The sequence below is a fragment of the Mycobacterium sp. 852014-50255_SCH5639931 genome (assembly GCF_001665605.1).
In the GTDB taxonomy this organism is placed as follows: domain Bacteria; phylum Actinomycetota; class Actinomycetes; order Mycobacteriales; family Mycobacteriaceae; genus Mycobacterium; species Mycobacterium paraffinicum.
Genome location: NZ_LZSV01000039.1, coordinates 40,989 through 57,798, shown reverse-complemented (window position 1 = coordinate 57,798; position 16,810 = coordinate 40,989). Strand labels below are relative to the sequence as shown.

Below are 16,810 nucleotides of genomic sequence, written 5' to 3'. Positions count from 1 at the left end.
GCAGGGCGGACGAGTTGGCCTGTAAGCCGGATTCTGTTCTGCGCACCTCCGGCAGCCGGAGACGCACAGTGGCGACCATCCATCTGGACACACCGTCGCCGGGTGCCTCGAGCGGCCTACCCGCAGGCTCGGGCGAGCAACCCTCGGACGCCTGCGCGGCCGCACCCTTCGGTGCGGCCTTCTTGGCCTTGCTTCGGGTGGGGTTTGCCTAGCCACCCCGGTCACCCGGGATGCTGGTGCGCTCTTACCGCACCGTTTCACCCTTACCACCGCGAGGGTGGCGGTCTGTTTTCTGTGGCACTGTCCCGCGAGTCACCTCGGATTGCCGTTAGCAATCACCCTGCTCTGTGAAGTCCGGACTTTCCTCGAACCGCCTTGCGACGGTCCGCGGCCGCCCGGCCAACTCGTCCGCGACGATCCACGGTACTACCTGCGCGATGCCGGGGCCAGCAAATATCGGAGGATCGGCGCGGCTCTATCGTGGACCTCGCAGGCAGGCACACGGAAGGACGCGAATGTCCCGGTGGACGAAGCGCGTCGACTCCGGCGACTGGGACGCCATCGCCACCGCGGTCGACGAGTACGGCGGGGCGCTGCTGCCGCGGCTGGTCACCGCCGGCGAGGCGGCCCGGCTCCGCAAGCTCTACGGCGACGACGCCCTGTTCCGCTCGACCATCGACATGGCGCCCAAGCGGTACGGCGCCGGGCAGTACCGCTACTTCCACGCGCCCTATCCCGACCCGATCGAGGAGCTCAAACAGGCGCTGTACCCCCGCCTGTTGCCGATCGCCCGCGACTGGTGGGCAAAGCTGGGCCGCGATGCGCCCTGGCCGGACCGCCTCGACGATTGGCTGGCCACGTGCCACGCGGCCGGCCAGACCCGGTCCACCGCGCTGATGCTCAAGTACGGCCCGGGCGACTGGAACGCGTTACACCGAGACCTCTACGGCGACTTGGTTTTTCCGCTACAGGTGGTCATCAACCTGAGCGAACCCGACACCGACTACACCGGCGGCGAATTCCTGCTCGTCGAACAGCGGCCGCGCGCGCAGTCCCGCGGCACCGCAACGCAATTGCCGCAGGGCCATGGATTCGTGTTCACCACGCGGGAGCGGCCGGTCCCCTCGAGCCGCGGCTGGTCCGCGGCACCGGTGCGGCACGGGGTGTCGGTGGTGCGCTCCGGTGAGCGTTACGCGATGGGGCTGATCTTTCACGACGCGGCCTGAGGGTTGCCCGGCCCTCCGCAACACCGTCGGGTTCTGCACAGTCGACCCCCGCACACCCATTGTGCGACCGCTTAGCATTGACCATTGCCCAGCGGAGATGTTGGTGCCAGTCTGACCAGATGACAGATACCGAAGGGTTCGTCGACCAGACCGTGACGGGTCTCGCGGAGCCGCAGCCGATGTATAAGGCGCTGCGCGAAACGAGCCCGGTGTTCCGGTCGCCGCAGGCGGTGGTTCTCAGCCGGCTGGCCGACATCGAGATGGCGCTCAAACACACCGAGCTGTTCTCGTCGAACATGGACGCCGTCGACCTGGGCAACGTGCGGCCGCTGATCCCCCTGCAAATCGACCCGCCCGAACACGCGAAGTACCGCCGCATCCTCGACCCGCTGTTCACCCCGCGGGAGATGGCCCGGCGCGAGCCCCGCGTCACCGAACTGGTGAACGAGATGATCGACCGCTTCGCCGATCGGGGCGAATGCGACTTCCACGCCGAGTTCGCGGTGCCCCTGCCGTGCACCGTCTTCCTGCAGGTGCTCGGGTTGCCGCTGGAGGACCTCGACAAGTTCCTGGAATGGAAGGACGGCGTGATCCGCCCGGAGGGGGATTCCGGCTTCGACCGCCGCCACGACAGCTCCGCAGCAGTGGCGCAACAGATCTACGACTACTTCGACCGTGCCATCGACGACCACATCGCCAGCCCCCGCGACGACGTGCTGTCGGCGATGATCGCCGCCGACATCGCCGGGCAGCCGCTGTCGCGCGAAGAACTCCTGGACATCTGCTTCCTGTTCCTGATCGCCGGCCTGGACACGGTCACCGATTCGCTCGACTGCTTTTTCGTGTACCTCGCGCGCCACCCCGACCACCGTCGTCAGCTGGCCGAGCAGCCCGACGTGTTGCCCGGCGCCATCGAGGAGTTGCTGCGCTGGGAGACACCGGTGCCCGGCGTCGCTCGAGTCGCCATCCAAGACGTCGAGGTGGGCGGGTGTCCCATCAGCAAGGGCGAACGGGTCAGCCCGCTACTGGGCGCCGCCAACACCGACCCCGCCGAGTTCACCGACCCGGAGCTGGTGGACTTCACCCGCAACCCGAACCGGCACCGCGCATTCGGCGGCGGCCCGCACCGCTGCCTCGGCTCGCACCTTGCCCGCATGGAGCTGCGGGTGGCGTTACGCGAATTCCACCGGCGCATACCGGATTACGAGATCAAGCCCGGCACCCAGCTGACCTACACCGCCGCGCTGCGTTCGGTGGAGTCGCTGCCGCTGGTGTTTCCGGCGCCATGACCCGGATACTCGTCGACGCCGACCGTTGCACCGGGCACGGGCGCTGCTACACCCTGGCGCCCGACGTCTTCGACGCCGATGAGGTCGGCCACTCAGTCGTGCTCGTCAACGAGGTGTCCGGCGAGCTCGAGGCGCAGGCCGTCACCGCGGAGCAAAACTGCCCCGAAGGCGCCATCTCCCTAACCCGTTGAAGCAGAACGTGACTCCGGTGGCCGCCGCGCCGTCAAACGAGCGGATGATCGCCGGGGTCGCCGCCGCGGCCGTCGCGCTCGGGGTAGCCCAGCTGGTGGGCATCCCATTCGGTGCGCGGGCCGACGCGCGGGCCGCGATCGGCGCGGCCGTCGTCGACCTGACACCGGGCCCGGTCAAAGAGTGGGCGATTCAGACCCTGGGCTCGCTGGACAAACTCTTCCTAGCCGTGGCCGTGCTGGTGGCGATCGCCGCAATCGCCGCCATTACCGGCACGTTCGAGACCCGGCGCCGTCCAATCGGTAGCGCCGTGATCGCCGCGGCGGGCGCACTCGGATGCGTCGCGGTGCTGTCGCGGCAGGGCGCGACGGTGCTTGACACGATCCCGACCATCGCGGGCGCGGCCTGCGGCGTCGCGGCCCTGCGCCTGCTGACCCGTCGTTTTCGGCCGGTCCCCGAAGACACCGGCGACCACGACGAGCCGGATACCGGCAGGCGCAGGTTGGTCGTGCTCGGCGTGCTCGGATTCGGAGTCGTGAGCGGCGTGGCGGGCGCGGTCATCACGCGGTTGGTGCATTCGGTGGCCGCGGACCGCACCAGCTTCACGCTGCCCAGACCGCGCACCTCGGCGCCCCCGATACCCACCGATGTGCAGCCGAAAGGCGTTGCGCTGCCGAGCTTCGTCACCCCCAGCGCCGACTTCTACCGGGTGGACACCGCGCTCACCGTTCCCCAACTCAGCCACTCCGACTGGCGGCTGCGCATTCACGGCATGGTGAACCGGGAAGCCACCTACACCTTCGCCGACCTCGCCGGCTTTGACGTGGTCGAAAAGGTGACGACGCTTACCTGCGTGTCCAATCCCGTTGGCGGCAAACTCATTTCGACCGGGGTCTGGATGGGCTATCGAATGGCCGATCTGTTGGCCGCGGCCGGTGTGCGTCCGGAGGCCGACATGGTGCTGTCGACGTCGATCGACGGGTTCACCGCCGGCACGCCGGTGGATGCGCTCACCGATGGCCGCGACGCGCTGCTGGCGGTCGCCCTCAACGGTGAGCCCCTGCCGATCGAGCACGGCTATCCGGCCCGGCTGATCGTGCCCGGGCTCTATGGGTACGTGTCGGCCACCAAGTGGGTCGTCGACATGGAGCTGACCCGCTTCGACAAGGCGGAGGCCTACTGGACGCGGCAGGGCTGGGCACCGCGCGCACCCGTCAAGACCGAGTCGCGGATCGACGTGCCGAAAAGCGGTCAGCGGGTGCCGGTGGGTCCCGTGGTTTTCGGCGGTGTCGCGTGGGCGCAGAATCGCGGCGTGCGGCTCGTGGAAGTCCGCATCGACGACGGCGCGTGGCAGGCCGCCGAACAGGGCACGAGCTACTCCAACGAGACGTGGCGGCTGTGGAGCTTTCCCTGGCAGGCGACGAGCCCTGGGCAGCACACCATCACGGTACGCGCCACCGACAACACCGGAGCCACTCAGACTGCGGATCGGGCCGCGACGGTCCCCGACGGCGCCACCGGCTGGCACACGGTGGACTTCACCGTGACGGGGACGTGACGGACTATTTTGACGAGAGTTTCCGCCAGCTGACTACCGCGATCACGATGCCGATCACCGCCGTGATCGGACCGATGACCGACCACGTCGTGGTGTTGCTCATCGGGCTACCACCAAGCACCCCGAATCCCTGAAGTGCCCAGATCAAACCGAACAAGGCGACGATCAAACCGAAGGCTAATGTCGCGACGAATGTCCTTCTCATAGGCGGATGGTACGACCAGGCTCACCGGCGGGCCAGCGCGTGCCATGCCATGTCGACGATGGCGGCGCAATAGTCGTCGTCGACGGGGACGTCGGAGTACAGGGCCCGAATGTTGAGCGGCGCCAGCAGGATCTGAACCGCCGCCAGGGTGTTGACGCCGTCGCGCAATTCGCCCCGCCCCCTGGCCCGGTCCACGACCGCGCGCATCGCAGCGAAATGTGCCCGCCAGAACCTCACGCGGGTGAGTTCGTCGTGCCCCCCACGGCGGTCCATCACCAGCGCGCGCAACAGTGTGCAGCCGACTTCAGTGTTGATCCGATTGGTCACATTGCGGGCCAAGGCCTCTAAGTCTCCCCGCAATGAGCCGGTGTCGGTTCCCGAACTCACCTTCTCGACATCGGAAAGAACCGCGTCGACGATGAGTTGGCGCCGATCTGCCCAGTACCGGTACACCATCGCGGGGTCCAAGTGATGCCGCTCGGCCAACGCCTCGATGCTGAACCGCTCGACGCCCCATCGGGTCAACTCGTCGAGCACGGCCGGCATCACCAGCGCCCGAACGTCCGCAGGAATCGAATCTCCTGATGGTTGAGACGGCCGCATGAGTTCTCCTTGACGCCTACAGGTAGCCCGTCTGGTTCACCAAACGCACAGAAGAGGCCCCGTCAGAATAGAACTCCGCAATGCTCAGAGACGCGAGGTCGAGGTGCAACCGGTACAGGATTCCCGGCCCCGCCTCCAGCGCGAGCCGCAGCAGCATCTTGATCGGCGTCACGTGGGACACCACCAGCACCGTCGTGCCCTGGTGCGCGGCGATGATGCGCTCGCGGGCCTTCAGGACCCGGTCGAGCACGTCGTCGAAGCTTTCACCGCCCGGCGGGGTCGTGCCGGTGTCCCGCAGCCAGCGCCCGTGCAGCTCCGAGTCACGCTCGGCGGCTTCGGCGAACGTCAACCCCTCCCAGGCGCCGAAGTCGGTCTCGATCAAGTCGTCGTCGACGGTCACGTCCAGGCCGAGCGCCTTGGCGGCCCTGGCCGCGGTGTCGTAGGCCCGCTGCAGCGGTGAGGCGAACACGGCCGAGATTCCCCCGCGCTGCGCCAGATAACGCGCCGCGGCATCGGCCTGCCGGCGCCCCACTTCGGTCAGGGCCGGGTTGCCGCGGCCCGAATAGCGGCGCTGCGCCGACAGCTCGGTCTGGCCGTGTCGCAACAACAGCAGCCTGGTCGGCGTCCCGCGCGCGCCGGTCCATCCGGGCGCCTGCGGGGATGGCGAGGACTGCGCCGCAGCGGTTTTCGCGGGCTCGGCCGCGGCCTGCCCGGGATCCTCCCCGGGGTCGCTGGCGGCGGCCGCGTCCATCGCCTCGTTGGCCAGCCGATCGGCGTACGAGTTGCGGTCCCGCGGAATCCACGTGTAGCCGATCCGATCGAACCGCGCCGCCAGCTTTCGGGCCTGGCCGTGCAGCTCGACCAGGTCGGGATGCTTGACCTTCCACCGCCCCGACATCTGCTCCACCAGCAGCTTGGAATCCAGGAAAACCGCGGCCTCGGTCGCACCAACCCGCAGGGCGTCGTCCAAACCGGCCAGCAGGCCACGATATTCGGCCACGTTGTTCGTGGCCCTGCCGATCGCCTGCTTGCTCTCCGCGAGCACCGTGGAGCGGTCCTCCGTCCACACCACGGCGCCGTATCCGGCCGGGCCGGGATTGCCGCGCGACCCCCCGTCGGCCTCGATCACCACCTTCACTGGTCGAACCCCTTGACCCGCAACAGGATCGCGCCACACTCCGGGCACCGCACCACGTCGTCTTCGGCGGCGGCGGAGATCCGCGACATTTCGCCGCGGTCGATCTCGAGGCGGCAGGCACCGCACCGGCGCCCGAGCAACGGCCCGGCGCCCGGGCCTCCCCCGGCGCGCTGGCGTTCGTACAACGCGGACAGGGCGGGGTCCAGCGTCGCGCTCAGCGTTTCGCGCCGCGACGAATGAGCCTGCCGGGTCTCGCTGATTTCGGCGAGCGCGGCGTCGAGAGCCCGCTGGGCTTCGGCCAATTCGGCCTCCAGCGCTTCGACCTTGCCCTGTCCGTCATCCAGCTGGGACTGCAGCTCCTCGCGGCGCTCCATCACATCGAGCAGCGAATCTTCCAGGCTGGCCTGGCGGCGCGTCAGGGTCTCCAGCTCGTGCTGCAGATCCGACAGTTGCTTCGCGTCGGTGGCACCGGACTGTAGCAACGACCTGTCGCGGTCCTCGCGCTGCCGGACCGCCTCGATTTCGGACTCGAACCGCGACACCTGAACGTCGATGTCCTCCAACGCGATCCGAATGGCGCCCAACCGGTCACCGGCGGCGCTGAGTTCCTCCTGCAGCCGCTCGCAGGCCTGTTGCTCCGCCAGATGGCTGGCCCGGTGCGTGATGCGGGACAGCTCGGCATCCAGCTTCGACAGCTCGAGCAGCGAACGCTGCTGAGCGACTTCGGCCTTCATCAGTGGTCACCCTCCATTTGCCCCATATTCCATGGGTCGGTGCGAATCGTGCATACCCGCACCGGCAGCGCGGCGCCGAAACGGGACCGCAGCAGGTCGGCGGCCTGGTCGCACCAGGGGAATTCACTCGCCCAGTGCGCCACGTCGATCAGCGCCACGCCGGAGGCCCGGCGATGCTCGTCGGCCGGATGGTGCCGCAGGTCGGAAGTCAGGTAAGCCTGCACGCCCGCGCCGGCCGCCGCCGCGAGCAGCGAGTCCCCGGCGCCGCCGCAAACGGCGACCCGGGATACCGGCAGGTCGGGATCGCCGGCCGCGCGCACGCCCCACGCCGTGCGCGGCAGGGCGGCTTCGACGCGGGCCACGAAGTCGCGCAGCGGTTCGGGCCGGGGCAGGGCGCCGATGCGGCCCAACCCGGCGTCACCGGGTGGGGGCAGCAACGCGAAGACGTCGAACGCGGGCTCCTCGTAGGGGTGGGCGGCGCGCATGGCCGCCAGCACGGAGGCCCGGATCCGAGCGGGCGCGACGACCTCGAACCGGTCCTCGGCCACCTTCTCGACGGCTCCGACGCTGCCCACCGCGGGCGACGCCCCTTCGTGCGGCAGGAACTGCCCGATGCCGCTGACGCTCCAGCTGCAGTGCGAGTAGTCGCCGATGTGCCCGGCGCCCGCCTCGAACACGGCCGCCTGCACCGCTTCCGCGTTGTCGCGCGGCACATAGATGACCCACTTGTCCAGGTCGGGCGCGGCCGTTCGCGGCTCCAGGGCGGCTTCGACAGTGAGGCCGAGGGCCTGGGCCAGCGCATCGGACACGCCCGGTGAGGCCGAGTCGGCGTTGGTGTGCGCGGTGAACAGCGAACGCCCCGTTCGGATCAGGCGGTGTACCAGCGCGCCTTTGGGGGTGCTGGCCGCCACGGTGTCAACCCCGCGCAGCAGTAAGGGGTGGTGGGCCAGCAGCAGGTCACCCTCGGGAACTTCGTCGACGACCGCGGCCGTCGCGTCGACCGCCACGGTCACCGACTCGATCGCATCGTCGGGGTCGCCGCACACCAGGCCCACCGAGTCCCACGATTCGGCGAGCCGCGGCGGGTAGGCCTCGTCCAGCACGTCGACGACGTCGGCCAGCCGCACGCTCACCGGCGCACCTCCGCGATGGCCTGAACCAGCAGCGGCCACTCCCGGCGCACCGTGGCCCGCAGGTAGCGCTCGTCCAAGCCGACGAACGTATCACAGCGACGGATGGCAATCCCCCTGTCCTGCAAGGTTTTTCGAATCTCAACGGCGTCCGCCCTGCGGAACAGCACGAACGGGGCCCGGCCGTCGACCACCTCGGCGCCGACCGACGTCAGGCCGGCCACCATCTCGGCGCGCAACTCCGCCAGGCGCATGGCACCGGCCGCCGCCTCGGCGACGGCCTGCCGGCCGCAACACGCCGCGATCGCCGCCAGTTGCAGCGTCCCCACCGGCCAGTGGGCACGCTGAGAGGTCAATCGGGTCAGCAGTTCCGGGGAGCCCAGGGCGTAGCCCACCCGCAATCCCGCCAGCGCCCACGTCTTGGTCAGGCTGCGCAGCACCAGCACGTCGGGTAGCGAGTCAGCGGCCAGCGACTCCGGTTCGCCCGGGATCGAATCGGCGAACGCCTCGTCGACCACCAGGATCCGGCCGGGCCGGCGCAACGCGAGGAGCTGCTCGCGGGTGTGCAGCACCGAGGTGGGATTGGTGGGGTTGCCCACCACGACCAGGTCGGCGTCGTCGGGAACGGTCACCGCGTCCAGGCCGAAGGGCGGCTCGAGCACCACGTGGTGCACGGGCACCCCGGCCGCGCTGAGGGCGTCCGCCGGCTCGGTGAACGAGGGCGCGACGATCGCCGCCCGCGCCGGACGCAGGTTGCTCAGCAACGCGAACCCCTCCGCGGCCCCGGCCAGCGGCAGCACCTCGTCGCGTCGTCGGCCGTGCCGCTCCGCGACCGCGTCCTGCGCCGAGCGCACGTCCTGGGCGCTCGGGTAGCGCCCAAGATCGGGCAGCCGCACGGCCAGCCGCCGCACCAGCCATTCGGGCGGTTGCGCGTGACGGACGTTGACGGCGAAATCCAGCATCCCGGGTGCGACGGCCTGATCACCGTGATAGCGCGTCGCAGGCGGGCTCAGGTTCAGACTCGCCATCCGAGAAACACTAGTGGGCTGCTTGGGCGCGTGGCAGCGACACCGTCACACCCGGACGCGACCATCGAGGACAATGGTGAGGTGACAGGCACAACGTCCACCGATCGCCCTTCGCCCGGCCGCACCACCGAGCTGGTGATCTTCGACCTCGACGGCACCCTCACCGACTCCGCGGAGGGCATCGTGGCCAGCTTTCTGCATGCGCTCGAGCACGTCGGCGTCGCGGTGCCCGACGGTGACCTGGTGGCGCAGATCGTGGGCCCGCCGATGGAAGACACCTTCCGGTCCATGCTGGGCGAGGACGCCGAGCAGGCGATCACCGCCTTCCGCGCCGAATACGGCAGCCGGGGCTGGTCGATGAACACGCTGTTCGACGGCATCGAGCCGCTGCTGGCCGATCTGAGCGCCGCCGGTGTCCGGCTTGCCGTGGCCACCTCGAAGCTGGAACCGACGGCCCGGCGCATCCTGGCCCATTTCGGGCTCGACCGGCATTTCGAGGTGATCGCCGGGGCCAGCCCCGACGGCTCCCGCAAGACCAAGGTCGACGTGCTGGCGCACGCATTGGAGCAGTTGCAGCCGCTGCCCGAGCGGGTGCTCATGGTCGGCGACCGCAGCCACGACGTGCACGGCGCGGCCGCGCACGGCATCGACACGGTGGTGGTGGGCTGGGGCTACGGGCGGGACGATTTCGCCGACGGGTTCAGCGTCACCGGCGTGACGCACGCCGCGACCATCGACGAGCTGCGGGCGGCGCTCGGTGTCTGAGCCGCTGCACGTCACCTTCGTCTGCACGGGGAACATCTGCCGGTCGGTAATGGCCGAGAAGATGTTCGCCGACCAGCTGCGCCGCCGCGGCCTGGCCGACGCCGTTCGGGTGACCAGCGCGGGCACCGGCAACTGGCACGTCGGCCAATGCGCCGACGACCGGGCGACCGAAGTGCTGCGCGCCCATGGCTACTCCACCGACCACCGCGCCGCTCAGGTCGACGCCGACCATCTGGCGGCCGACCTGGTGGTGGCGCTGGGCCGCAACCATCTTCGGATGCTGCGCGAGCTGGGTGTCGACGACGAGCGGGTGCGAATGTTGCGGTCCTTCGACCCCCGTTCGAGCGCCCACGCCCCCGACGTCGAGGATCCCTACTATGGCGACGCGCAGGACTTCGAGGATGTGTTCGCCGTCATCGAGGCCGCGCTGCCCGGCCTGCACGCCTGGGTGGACGACCGACTCGACGGGAACGGATCGCCCTGATGCCCCGGGTGATGCGTCGGCTGACGTTCCTGCTGCGACCCGGCTGGATCGCGCTGGCGCTGGTGGTCATCGCCTTCACTTACCTGTGTTTCACGGTGCTGGCACCCTGGCAGCTGGGCAAGCACAACCGGACGTCGCGGGAGAACCGTCAGATCGAGTATTCCCTCAATACCGACCCCGTTCCTCTTAAAACGCTGCTGCCGCAACAGGATTCGTCAGCCCCGAACGCGCAATGGCGCCGCGTGACGGCCACCGGGCACTACCTGCCCGACGTTCAGGTGCTCGCCCGGTTGCGGGTGATCGAGGGCAAGCCGGCGTTCGAGGTGCTGGCACCGTTCGTCGTCGACGCCGGACCCACCGTGCTCGTGGACCGGGGCTACGTGCGGCCCGAACAGGGATCCCATGTCCCGCCGATCCCCCGCCCGCCCCGGGACACGGTCACCATCACCGCGCGGCTGCGCGACTCCGAGGCAATCGCGCCGGGCAAAGACCCCTTCACCCAAGACGGTGTGCAGCAGGTGTACTCGATCAGCACCGCACAGGTCTCGTCGCTGACCAAGGTCCCGCTGGCGGGCTCGTATCTCCAGTTGACCGAGGACCAGCCCGGCGGGCTCGGCGTGATCGGCGTGCCCCACCTGGACGCCGGGCCCTTCCTGTCCTATGGCATCCAGTGGATTTCCTTCGGCATCGTCGCGCCACTCGGGTTGGGCTACTTCGTATATTCCGAGATCCGCGCGCGCCGCCGGGAAAAGCAACAGCATCCCGCGGCCGAGGCGGCGCCGGGTCCGGAGGCCCCGAAGACCGTGGAGGCGAAACTCGCCGACCGCTACGGCCGCCGCAGGTAACACAGCAGCACCGCCAGCAGCGCGGCACCCGCTTGGACCGTCCGCGACAGCGCCACCGCACGGCGCAGGTCGGCCACCGTCGGCTCGCGGCCGTCGCCCAGGGTCGGCCGGATCTGCAACTCGTGGCGGTACTGGGTGGGGCCGCCGAGTCGCACCCCCAGCGTCCCGGCGAAGGCCGCCTCGACGACACCGGCGTTGGGGCTGGGGTGACGGGCGGCATCACGGCGCCAGGCCCGTACCGCACCCGAGGGCGACCCGCTGACGAAAGGCGCGAACATCACCACCAACACCGCCGTCGCCCGCGCGCCCACGTAGTTGGCCGTATCATCCAATCTCGCTGCGGCCCAACCGAATCGGGTGTAGCGGGCCGATCGGTAACCGATCATCGAGTCCAGCGTGTTGACGGCGCGGTACGCCAGCACCGCGGGCGTCCCGCCCATCGCCGCGCACAGCAGCGGCGCCACCTGGGCGTCGGACGTGTTCTCCGCGACCGATTCCAGCGACGCACGCGTCAGGCCGGCGCCGTCCAGCCAGGCCGGGTCGCGCCCGCACAGCGACGGCAGCAGCCGGCGCGCGGCCTCGATGTCCCCCCGCTCCAGCAGTTCCGCCATCGCCAAGCCGGTGCGCGCCAAGGATGTCCCGCCCACCGATACCCAGGTGGCCGCTGCGGTGGCGGCGATCGACCAGGGCGGGCCACCGCGATCGGCGGTCCGTTGCAGCGCGGCGCCGAGCACGCTGACGGCCCCGACCAGCACGCCGACGTGCACCACCCCCGCCATTCTGCTGTCGCGGTAGGTCACCTTCTCCAACTCGGCGGCGGCCCGCCCGAAGGCCGCGACCGGATGCCCCCGCACCGGGTCGCCCAGCGCGACGTCGGCCAGGTAGCCGGCCAGCACGCCGGCCAGCCGGGTCCGCGTCGCCCACACCCTGGCAGCGTCTCACACGGAGCGCGCCGGTTAGACGATCAGCGCGGCCTACGCCATCGCGAAGATGGCCGCGACGATCACCGCGGCGATCAGCACGACGATCACCCACCACATCAGCAGGGATGACTCGAACGCGCCCGTCGACATTGCCGCCCGGTGGCGCGGCGGCCCGGAAGCCGGGACGCCGAATTGGGTACTCATCTGCCCAGGCGTGCCCGTTTTCGGCCGGTTCTAACGTCTCGGCTGCGGTACGTGGTTCACTCGACGACATGGCGTCGTCCGCGATGAAGCGGCCCGCGACCCGGGTCGCCGACCTGCTGAACCCGGCGGCACTGTTGCTCCCGGCCGCGAACGTGATCATGCAGTTGTCCCTGCCCGGCGTCGGGTACGGCGTGCTGGAAAGCCCGGTGGACAGCGGCAACGTCTACAAGCATCCGTTCAAGCGGGCCCGCACCACCGGCACCTACCTCGCGGTCGCCACCATCGGGACCGAGTCCGACCGCGCGTTGATCCGCGGTGCCGTGGACATCGCGCACCGGCAGGTCCGCTCCACGTCGTCAAGCCCGGTGTCCTACAACGCCTTCGACCCCAAGCTGCAGCTATGGGTGGCCTCGTGCCTGTACCGCTATTTCGTCGACCAGCACGAGTTCCTCCACGGCCCGCTCGACGACGACACCGCCGACGCGGTCTACCTCGACGCCAAGCGGCTGGCCACCACGCTGCAGGTGCCCGATCGCATGTGGCCGCCGGACCGGGCGGCGTTCGACGAGTACTGGAAGCGCACCCTCGACGAGCTGCGCATCGACCCGCCGGTGAGGGAGCATCTGCGCGGCGTGGCGTCGCTGGCGTTCCTGCCGTGGCCGTTGCGCGTCCTGGCCGGCCCGTTCAACCTGTTTGCGACGACTGGGTTTCTGGCTCCGGAGTTTCGCGCGCTGATGCGGCTGGACTGGTCGCAACGCCAGCAGCGCCGGTTCGAGTGGCTGCTGTCCGCGCTGCGGCTGTCAGACCTCTTCCTGCCGCACGGCGTCTGGCTCCTCGGGTACCAGAGCTACTTGTGGGACATGCGATTTCGCGCGCGACGGGGTTGGCGGATCGTCTAGGAGCGCACAGTCGCAAAAAACGTGCGGACGTCCTCGACGAACAGCTCCGGTTGTTCGAACGCGGCGAAGTGCCCGCCGCGGTCCATCGTCGTCCAGTGCGTGATGTTGTAGACCGGCTCGCACCAGCTTCTGGGCGCCTTCAGCAGCTCGCCCGGGAAGGCCGCGACGCCCGTGGGCATTTCGACGCGATCCATCTGCCCCCACACCCGGAAGCTCTCCCAGTACAAGCGGGCCGACGATGCGCCGGTATCGGTCACCCAATAGACCATCACGTTGTCCAGCAGCTCATCGCGGGTGAACACATTCTCCGGATGACCGTCGCAATCTGCCCACGCCCAGAACTTTTCGACGATCCACGCCAACTGCCCCACCGGCGAATCGGCCAGCCCGTAACCCAGCGTCTGCGGCCGGGTGGACTGCTGCTTGGAATAGCCGGTGCCCCACTTCCGGTGCTCGGCGAGCGCGGCAAGTGCCCGTTGCTCCTCTTCCGTCGGGTTCTTCAGGGACTCCGGCGTGGGCCGCCCGATCGGCATGTTGAGGTGAATGCCCGCGCAGTGACCGCCGTTTCGGCCGATCTGCGTGGTCACCGCGGCGCCCCAGTCGCCACCCTGCGCGCCGTAGCGGTCGTAGCCCAGGCGCAGCATCAGCGTCTCCCAGGCCTCGGCGATCTTCTCCACACCCCAGCCCGTGCGCGTCGGTTTGCCGGAAAACCCGTAGCCCGGCAGCGACGGGCAGACCACGTGGAAGGCGTCCTCGGCGCGCCCGGACGCCGGGTTCGTCAGCGGCTCGATCACCTTGTGGAACTCCACGATCGAGCCGGGCCAGCCATGGGTGATCAACAGCGGGAACGCGTCGTCGTGCGGCGACCGCTGGTGGATGAAATGGATGTCGAGCCCGTCGACCTCGGTGATGAACTGGTCGAAGCGGTTCAGCGCCGCCTCGCGGGACCGCCAGTCGTATTCGTCGGCCCAATAGCCGGCCAGGTCGCGGGTGTAGGCCAGCGGCATGCCCTGGCTCCAGTCGTCCACGCATTCGGCTTCCGGCCAGCGGGTGCGGGCCAGCCGCGATTGCAGGTCTTCCAGGACGTCGTCGGGGATATCGATGCGAAACGGTTCCACGGGTTCACCAGCCACGCCCCTGAGGCTGCCACACCGCCGCGGGCCACAGAAGTCCGCCATCAACCCAGCCATGTGCCATCATTCGGGCGTGTCCCTTCGTGCCCGCGCCGCGGCCGCCTGGCACATCCTCGGGCCGGGGTTCGTCACCGGATCGTCTGACGATGACCCATCGGGCATCCAGACCTATAGCCAAACCGGTGCCCAGTTCGGCTATGCCCAGCTGTGGGTCGCCGCCTGGACCTACCCGTTCATGGGCGCGATCCAAGAGATTTGCGGACGGATCGGCATGGTCACCGGCCGCGGCCTGGCGGCGGTCCTGCGCGAGCACTATTCGCGCCGCGTGCTCTACGTGGCCGTGTCGCTGTTGCTGATCGCCAACACCGTCAATGTCGGGGCTGACCTCGGCGCGATGGCGGCGACCGGTCAGTTGCTCGTTCACGCCCCGCTGTTGGCGTGGTTGGCGGTGATCGTCGGGATTTCGCTGGCGCTGCAGATTTCGGTGCCCTACCCGGCGTACGCGCGGTTCCTCAAGTATGCGTGCCTGAGCCTGTTGGCCTACGTGGTGGCAGCGTTCGTCGTCCACCATCCGTGGTGGCCCACGGTGGCGCTCAGCGCGTTCACCCCGCATGTCGAATGGTCGCGCGACTACGCGCTCAACATCGTGGCAGTGCTGGGGACCACGATCACGCCTTACTGCTTTTTCTGGGAGGCCGACCAGGAGGCAGAGGAGGATTTCGCCCGCGGCCGGATGCAGTTCTACGGCAAGGGCGTGCCGGTCGTGCTCGGAAGCGACATCCGCGAAATGCGGGCCGACACCGCCGTCGGGATGGGCTTCTCCAACATCGTGCAGTTCTTCATCATCCTGACGTGCGCGTCCGTACTGCACCCGGCGGGCGTGCTATCGGTCGACACCCCCGAGCAGGCAGCACTGGCTCTGCGGCCGCTGGCCGGCGATCTGACCTACCTGCTGTTCGCGGCCGGGATCATCGGCGTCGGCTTCCTGGCCGTGCCCACGCTGAGCGGCTCGGCCTCCTACGCGTTATCGGAAGCGCTGGGCTGGAAAGCGGGCCTGGGCTACAGATTCCGCGAGGCGCGCGCCTTTTACTTGGTGATCGCCATGGCGACGCTCGTGGGAGTGGCGCTGAACTTCATCGGGATTCCCCCGTTCCGGATGCTCTACTACGCCGCCGCGGTCAATGGCGTGCTTGCCCCACCCTTGATGGCGATGATCACGCTGGTCGGCAACAACCGGGCAATCATGGGCCGGCACACCAATAACTGGTTCGCCAACGTCATGGGATGGGCAATCGTCGCGATCATGGGCGTGTGCGCCCTGGCCCTGATCGCGTCGCTGCTCCTCGGGCCGTGAGCGAGTAGAAAGCCGACGGGTTCGATGGTGGGCGCGGACGGTATCGAACCGCCGACCGCTGGTGTGTAAAACCAGAGCTCTACCACTGAGCTACGCGCCCGTGCCCGAGGCAGGCTACACGCACAACGCCCGAGTACCCAAAACTCTCAGCCCCGCAAAGCCGCCAGCGCGTCGGTCCAGAGCCGCTGGTTGCGGGATTCGCCGGGTTGTTTCATCTCCGCGAACCGGATCACGCCGGAGCGGTCGATGACGAAGGTGCCGCGATTGGGGTAGCCGGCCTCGTCGTTGAACACGCCGTAGGCCTGACTGACTTCGCCGTGCGGCCAGAAGTCGGACAGCACCGGGAACGTGAACCCGCTCTCCAGCGACCAGATCCGGTGCGTGGGCGGCGGTCCCACCGAGATGGCCAGCGCCGCGCTGTCGTCGTTCTCGAAGTCGGGCAGGTGATCGCGCAGCTGATCCAGCTCTCCCTGGCAGATGCCGGTGAAGGCCAGCGGGAAGAACACCAACAGGACGTTCTTGGCGCCGCGGTAGGCGCTCAGGCTGACACGCTGTTGGTTCTGGTCGCGCAGTATGAAGTCCGGGGCGGTGGCGCCAACGGGCAGCATCAACGCTTCCCGGCTCGCGACTTCGGCTGCACCAGTCGGCTGGCGCTCCAGTCGCCCAGGTTGACCGAGGAGGTCGGCATCAGGCCGGCGGTGGGGGCGGCCTCGGCGATCTCGGCGGGCAGCACGTGGCCGGGCTTGCCGGTCTTGGGGGTCAGCACCCAGATCACGCCGTCCTCGGCCAGCGGGCCGATCGCGTCCATCAGGGTGTCCACCAGGTCGCCGTCCCCGTCGCGCCACCACAGCAGCACGACGTCGACCACCTCGTCGGTGTCCTCGTCGAGCAACTCGGCGCCGCACGCTTCCTCGACGTCAGCGCGGATTTCGTCGTCGGCGTCCTCGTCCCAGCCCCATTCCTGGACAACTTGGTCTCGTTGGATGCCCAGTTTGCGAGCGTAGCTCGAGGCGTTATCCGCCGCGACCACCGTAAAGCCTCCTTAAAACGTCCAGCGCCGTGCGATGGGCATTATCGTCGCACAGCCGCAACCGCGTCGACAC

General features: G+C 69.1%; 20 protein-coding genes, 1 tRNA gene and 1 other RNA gene. 9 read left to right on the top strand and 13 right to left on the bottom strand.

The window, feature by feature from the left end:
- Positions 1–6 precede the first annotated feature (6 nt).
- An RNA gene (gene rnpB / locus A5758_RS23825) (RNase P RNA component class A) lies at positions 7–407 on the bottom strand.
- 108 nt (positions 408–515) lie between these two features.
- On the opposite strand from rnpB, the gene A5758_RS23820 reads away from it, so the two are divergent.
- From A5758_RS23820 to A5758_RS23805, 4 genes are all read left to right on the top strand, one after another.
- The gene (locus A5758_RS23820) at positions 516–1,226 is read left to right on the top strand and encodes a 2OG-Fe(II) oxygenase (protein ID WP_067745222.1); all 711 of its coding nucleotides are present in this window, start codon (positions 516–518) and stop codon (positions 1,224–1,226) included.
- Positions 1,227–1,345: 119 nt separating this feature from the next.
- Entirely contained in the window at positions 1,346–2,515 is a 1,170-nt protein-coding gene (locus A5758_RS23815; protein ID WP_067200988.1) for a cytochrome P450, read from the top strand.
- Positions 2,512–2,706, top strand: coding sequence for a ferredoxin (locus A5758_RS23810; RefSeq protein ID WP_067200989.1), 195 nt, complete (start codon positions 2,512–2,514; stop codon positions 2,704–2,706). Before A5758_RS23815 ends, A5758_RS23810 begins: the two co-directional genes overlap by 4 nt.
- Before the next feature lie 44 nt (positions 2,707–2,750).
- Positions 2,751–4,262, top strand: a complete 1,512-nt coding sequence (locus A5758_RS23805) for a molybdopterin-dependent oxidoreductase (protein ID WP_067745325.1) — start codon at positions 2,751–2,753, stop codon at positions 4,260–4,262.
- A gap of 4 nt (positions 4,263–4,266) precedes the next feature.
- Here the strand turns inward: A5758_RS23805 and A5758_RS23800 are convergent, their stop codons facing one another.
- From A5758_RS23800 to cobC, 6 genes are read right to left on the bottom strand one after another with little or no spacing between them, the layout of a single operon-like run.
- Entirely contained in the window at positions 4,267–4,467 is a 201-nt protein-coding gene (locus A5758_RS23800) for a hypothetical protein (protein WP_067200991.1), read from the bottom strand.
- A gap of 21 nt (positions 4,468–4,488) precedes the next feature.
- Positions 4,489–5,070, bottom strand: a complete 582-nt coding sequence (locus A5758_RS23795; RefSeq protein WP_067745218.1) for a TetR-like C-terminal domain-containing protein — start codon at positions 5,068–5,070, stop codon at positions 4,489–4,491.
- Between the two features lie 16 nt (positions 5,071–5,086).
- The gene (locus tag A5758_RS23790) at positions 5,087–6,208 is read right to left on the bottom strand and encodes a bifunctional RNase H/acid phosphatase (RefSeq protein ID WP_067200995.1); all 1,122 of its coding nucleotides are present in this window, start codon (positions 6,206–6,208) and stop codon (positions 5,087–5,089) included.
- Complete coding sequence (locus A5758_RS23785) at positions 6,205–6,942, bottom strand: zinc ribbon domain-containing protein (protein WP_067745215.1); 738 nt, start codon at positions 6,940–6,942, stop codon at positions 6,205–6,207. Before A5758_RS23785 ends, A5758_RS23790 begins: the two co-directional genes overlap by 4 nt.
- Positions 6,942–8,075: a Nif3-like dinuclear metal center hexameric protein gene (locus A5758_RS23780; RefSeq protein ID WP_067745212.1), complete on the bottom strand. Its 1,134-nt coding sequence runs from the start codon at positions 8,073–8,075 to the stop codon at positions 6,942–6,944. The genes A5758_RS23785 and A5758_RS23780 overlap by 1 nt, the downstream gene beginning before the upstream one ends.
- The gene (gene cobC, locus A5758_RS23775; protein WP_067745209.1) at positions 8,072–9,100 is read right to left on the bottom strand and encodes an Rv2231c family pyridoxal phosphate-dependent protein CobC; all 1,029 of its coding nucleotides are present in this window, start codon (positions 9,098–9,100) and stop codon (positions 8,072–8,074) included. Before cobC ends, A5758_RS23780 begins: the two co-directional genes overlap by 4 nt.
- Positions 9,101–9,181: 81 nt before the next feature.
- Here cobC and A5758_RS23770 point away from each other — a divergent pair, with 81 nt between their 5' ends.
- Genes A5758_RS23770 through A5758_RS23760 form a run of 3 tightly spaced genes read left to right on the top strand, consistent with a single transcriptional unit; the run spans position 9,182 to position 11,194 of the window.
- The gene (locus A5758_RS23770) at positions 9,182–9,865 is read left to right on the top strand and encodes an HAD-IA family hydrolase (protein ID WP_197504050.1); all 684 of its coding nucleotides are present in this window, start codon (positions 9,182–9,184) and stop codon (positions 9,863–9,865) included.
- Complete coding sequence (locus A5758_RS23765; protein ID WP_067745206.1) at positions 9,858–10,349, top strand: low molecular weight protein-tyrosine-phosphatase; 492 nt, start codon at positions 9,858–9,860, stop codon at positions 10,347–10,349. The genes A5758_RS23770 and A5758_RS23765 overlap by 8 nt, the downstream gene beginning before the upstream one ends.
- A gap of 11 nt (positions 10,350–10,360) precedes the next feature.
- Positions 10,361–11,194 (top strand): SURF1 family protein, encoded by an 834-nt coding sequence (locus A5758_RS23760; RefSeq protein WP_067745319.1) that lies wholly within the window; start codon positions 10,361–10,363, stop codon positions 11,192–11,194.
- Here the strand turns inward: A5758_RS23760 and A5758_RS23755 are convergent.
- Complete coding sequence (locus A5758_RS23755) at positions 11,176–12,120, bottom strand: cobalamin biosynthesis protein (RefSeq protein WP_067745203.1); 945 nt, start codon at positions 12,118–12,120, stop codon at positions 11,176–11,178. The genes A5758_RS23760 and A5758_RS23755 overlap by 19 nt on opposite strands.
- A gap of 48 nt (positions 12,121–12,168) precedes the next feature.
- Positions 12,169–12,321: a hypothetical protein gene (locus A5758_RS25955; protein ID WP_156622767.1), complete on the bottom strand. Its 153-nt coding sequence runs from the start codon at positions 12,319–12,321 to the stop codon at positions 12,169–12,171.
- Positions 12,322–12,404: 83 nt separating this feature from the next.
- Between A5758_RS25955 and A5758_RS23750 the strand changes: the two genes are divergently transcribed.
- Positions 12,405–13,220: an oxygenase MpaB family protein gene (locus tag A5758_RS23750; protein ID WP_067745316.1), complete on the top strand. Its 816-nt coding sequence runs from the start codon at positions 12,405–12,407 to the stop codon at positions 13,218–13,220.
- Here the strand turns inward: A5758_RS23750 and A5758_RS23745 are convergent.
- Positions 13,217–14,338: an epoxide hydrolase family protein gene (locus tag A5758_RS23745; RefSeq protein ID WP_067745200.1), complete on the bottom strand. Its 1,122-nt coding sequence runs from the start codon at positions 14,336–14,338 to the stop codon at positions 13,217–13,219. The two genes, A5758_RS23750 and A5758_RS23745, sit on opposite strands and share 4 nt — an antisense overlap.
- A gap of 88 nt (positions 14,339–14,426) precedes the next feature.
- Between A5758_RS23745 and A5758_RS23740 the strand changes: the two genes are divergently transcribed.
- Entirely contained in the window at positions 14,427–15,707 is a 1,281-nt protein-coding gene (locus A5758_RS23740) for an NRAMP family divalent metal transporter (protein ID WP_197504049.1), read from the top strand.
- A 25-nt stretch (positions 15,708–15,732) separates the two neighbouring features.
- On the opposite strand, the gene A5758_RS23735 is transcribed toward A5758_RS23740, so the two are convergent.
- From A5758_RS23735 to A5758_RS23725, 3 genes are all read right to left on the bottom strand, one after another.
- A tRNA-Val gene (locus A5758_RS23735) sits at positions 15,733–15,807 on the bottom strand.
- 46 nt (positions 15,808–15,853) lie between these two features.
- Positions 15,854–16,315 carry a peroxiredoxin gene (locus A5758_RS23730; protein WP_067209269.1) on the bottom strand — a complete coding sequence of 154 codons (462 nt, stop codon included), beginning with the start codon at positions 16,313–16,315 and terminating at the stop codon, positions 15,854–15,856.
- Positions 16,315–16,737: a DUF3052 domain-containing protein gene (locus tag A5758_RS23725; RefSeq protein WP_066951594.1), complete on the bottom strand. Its 423-nt coding sequence runs from the start codon at positions 16,735–16,737 to the stop codon at positions 16,315–16,317. The genes A5758_RS23730 and A5758_RS23725 overlap by 1 nt, the downstream gene beginning before the upstream one ends.
- Between the last annotated feature and the right edge of the window lie 73 nt (positions 16,738–16,810).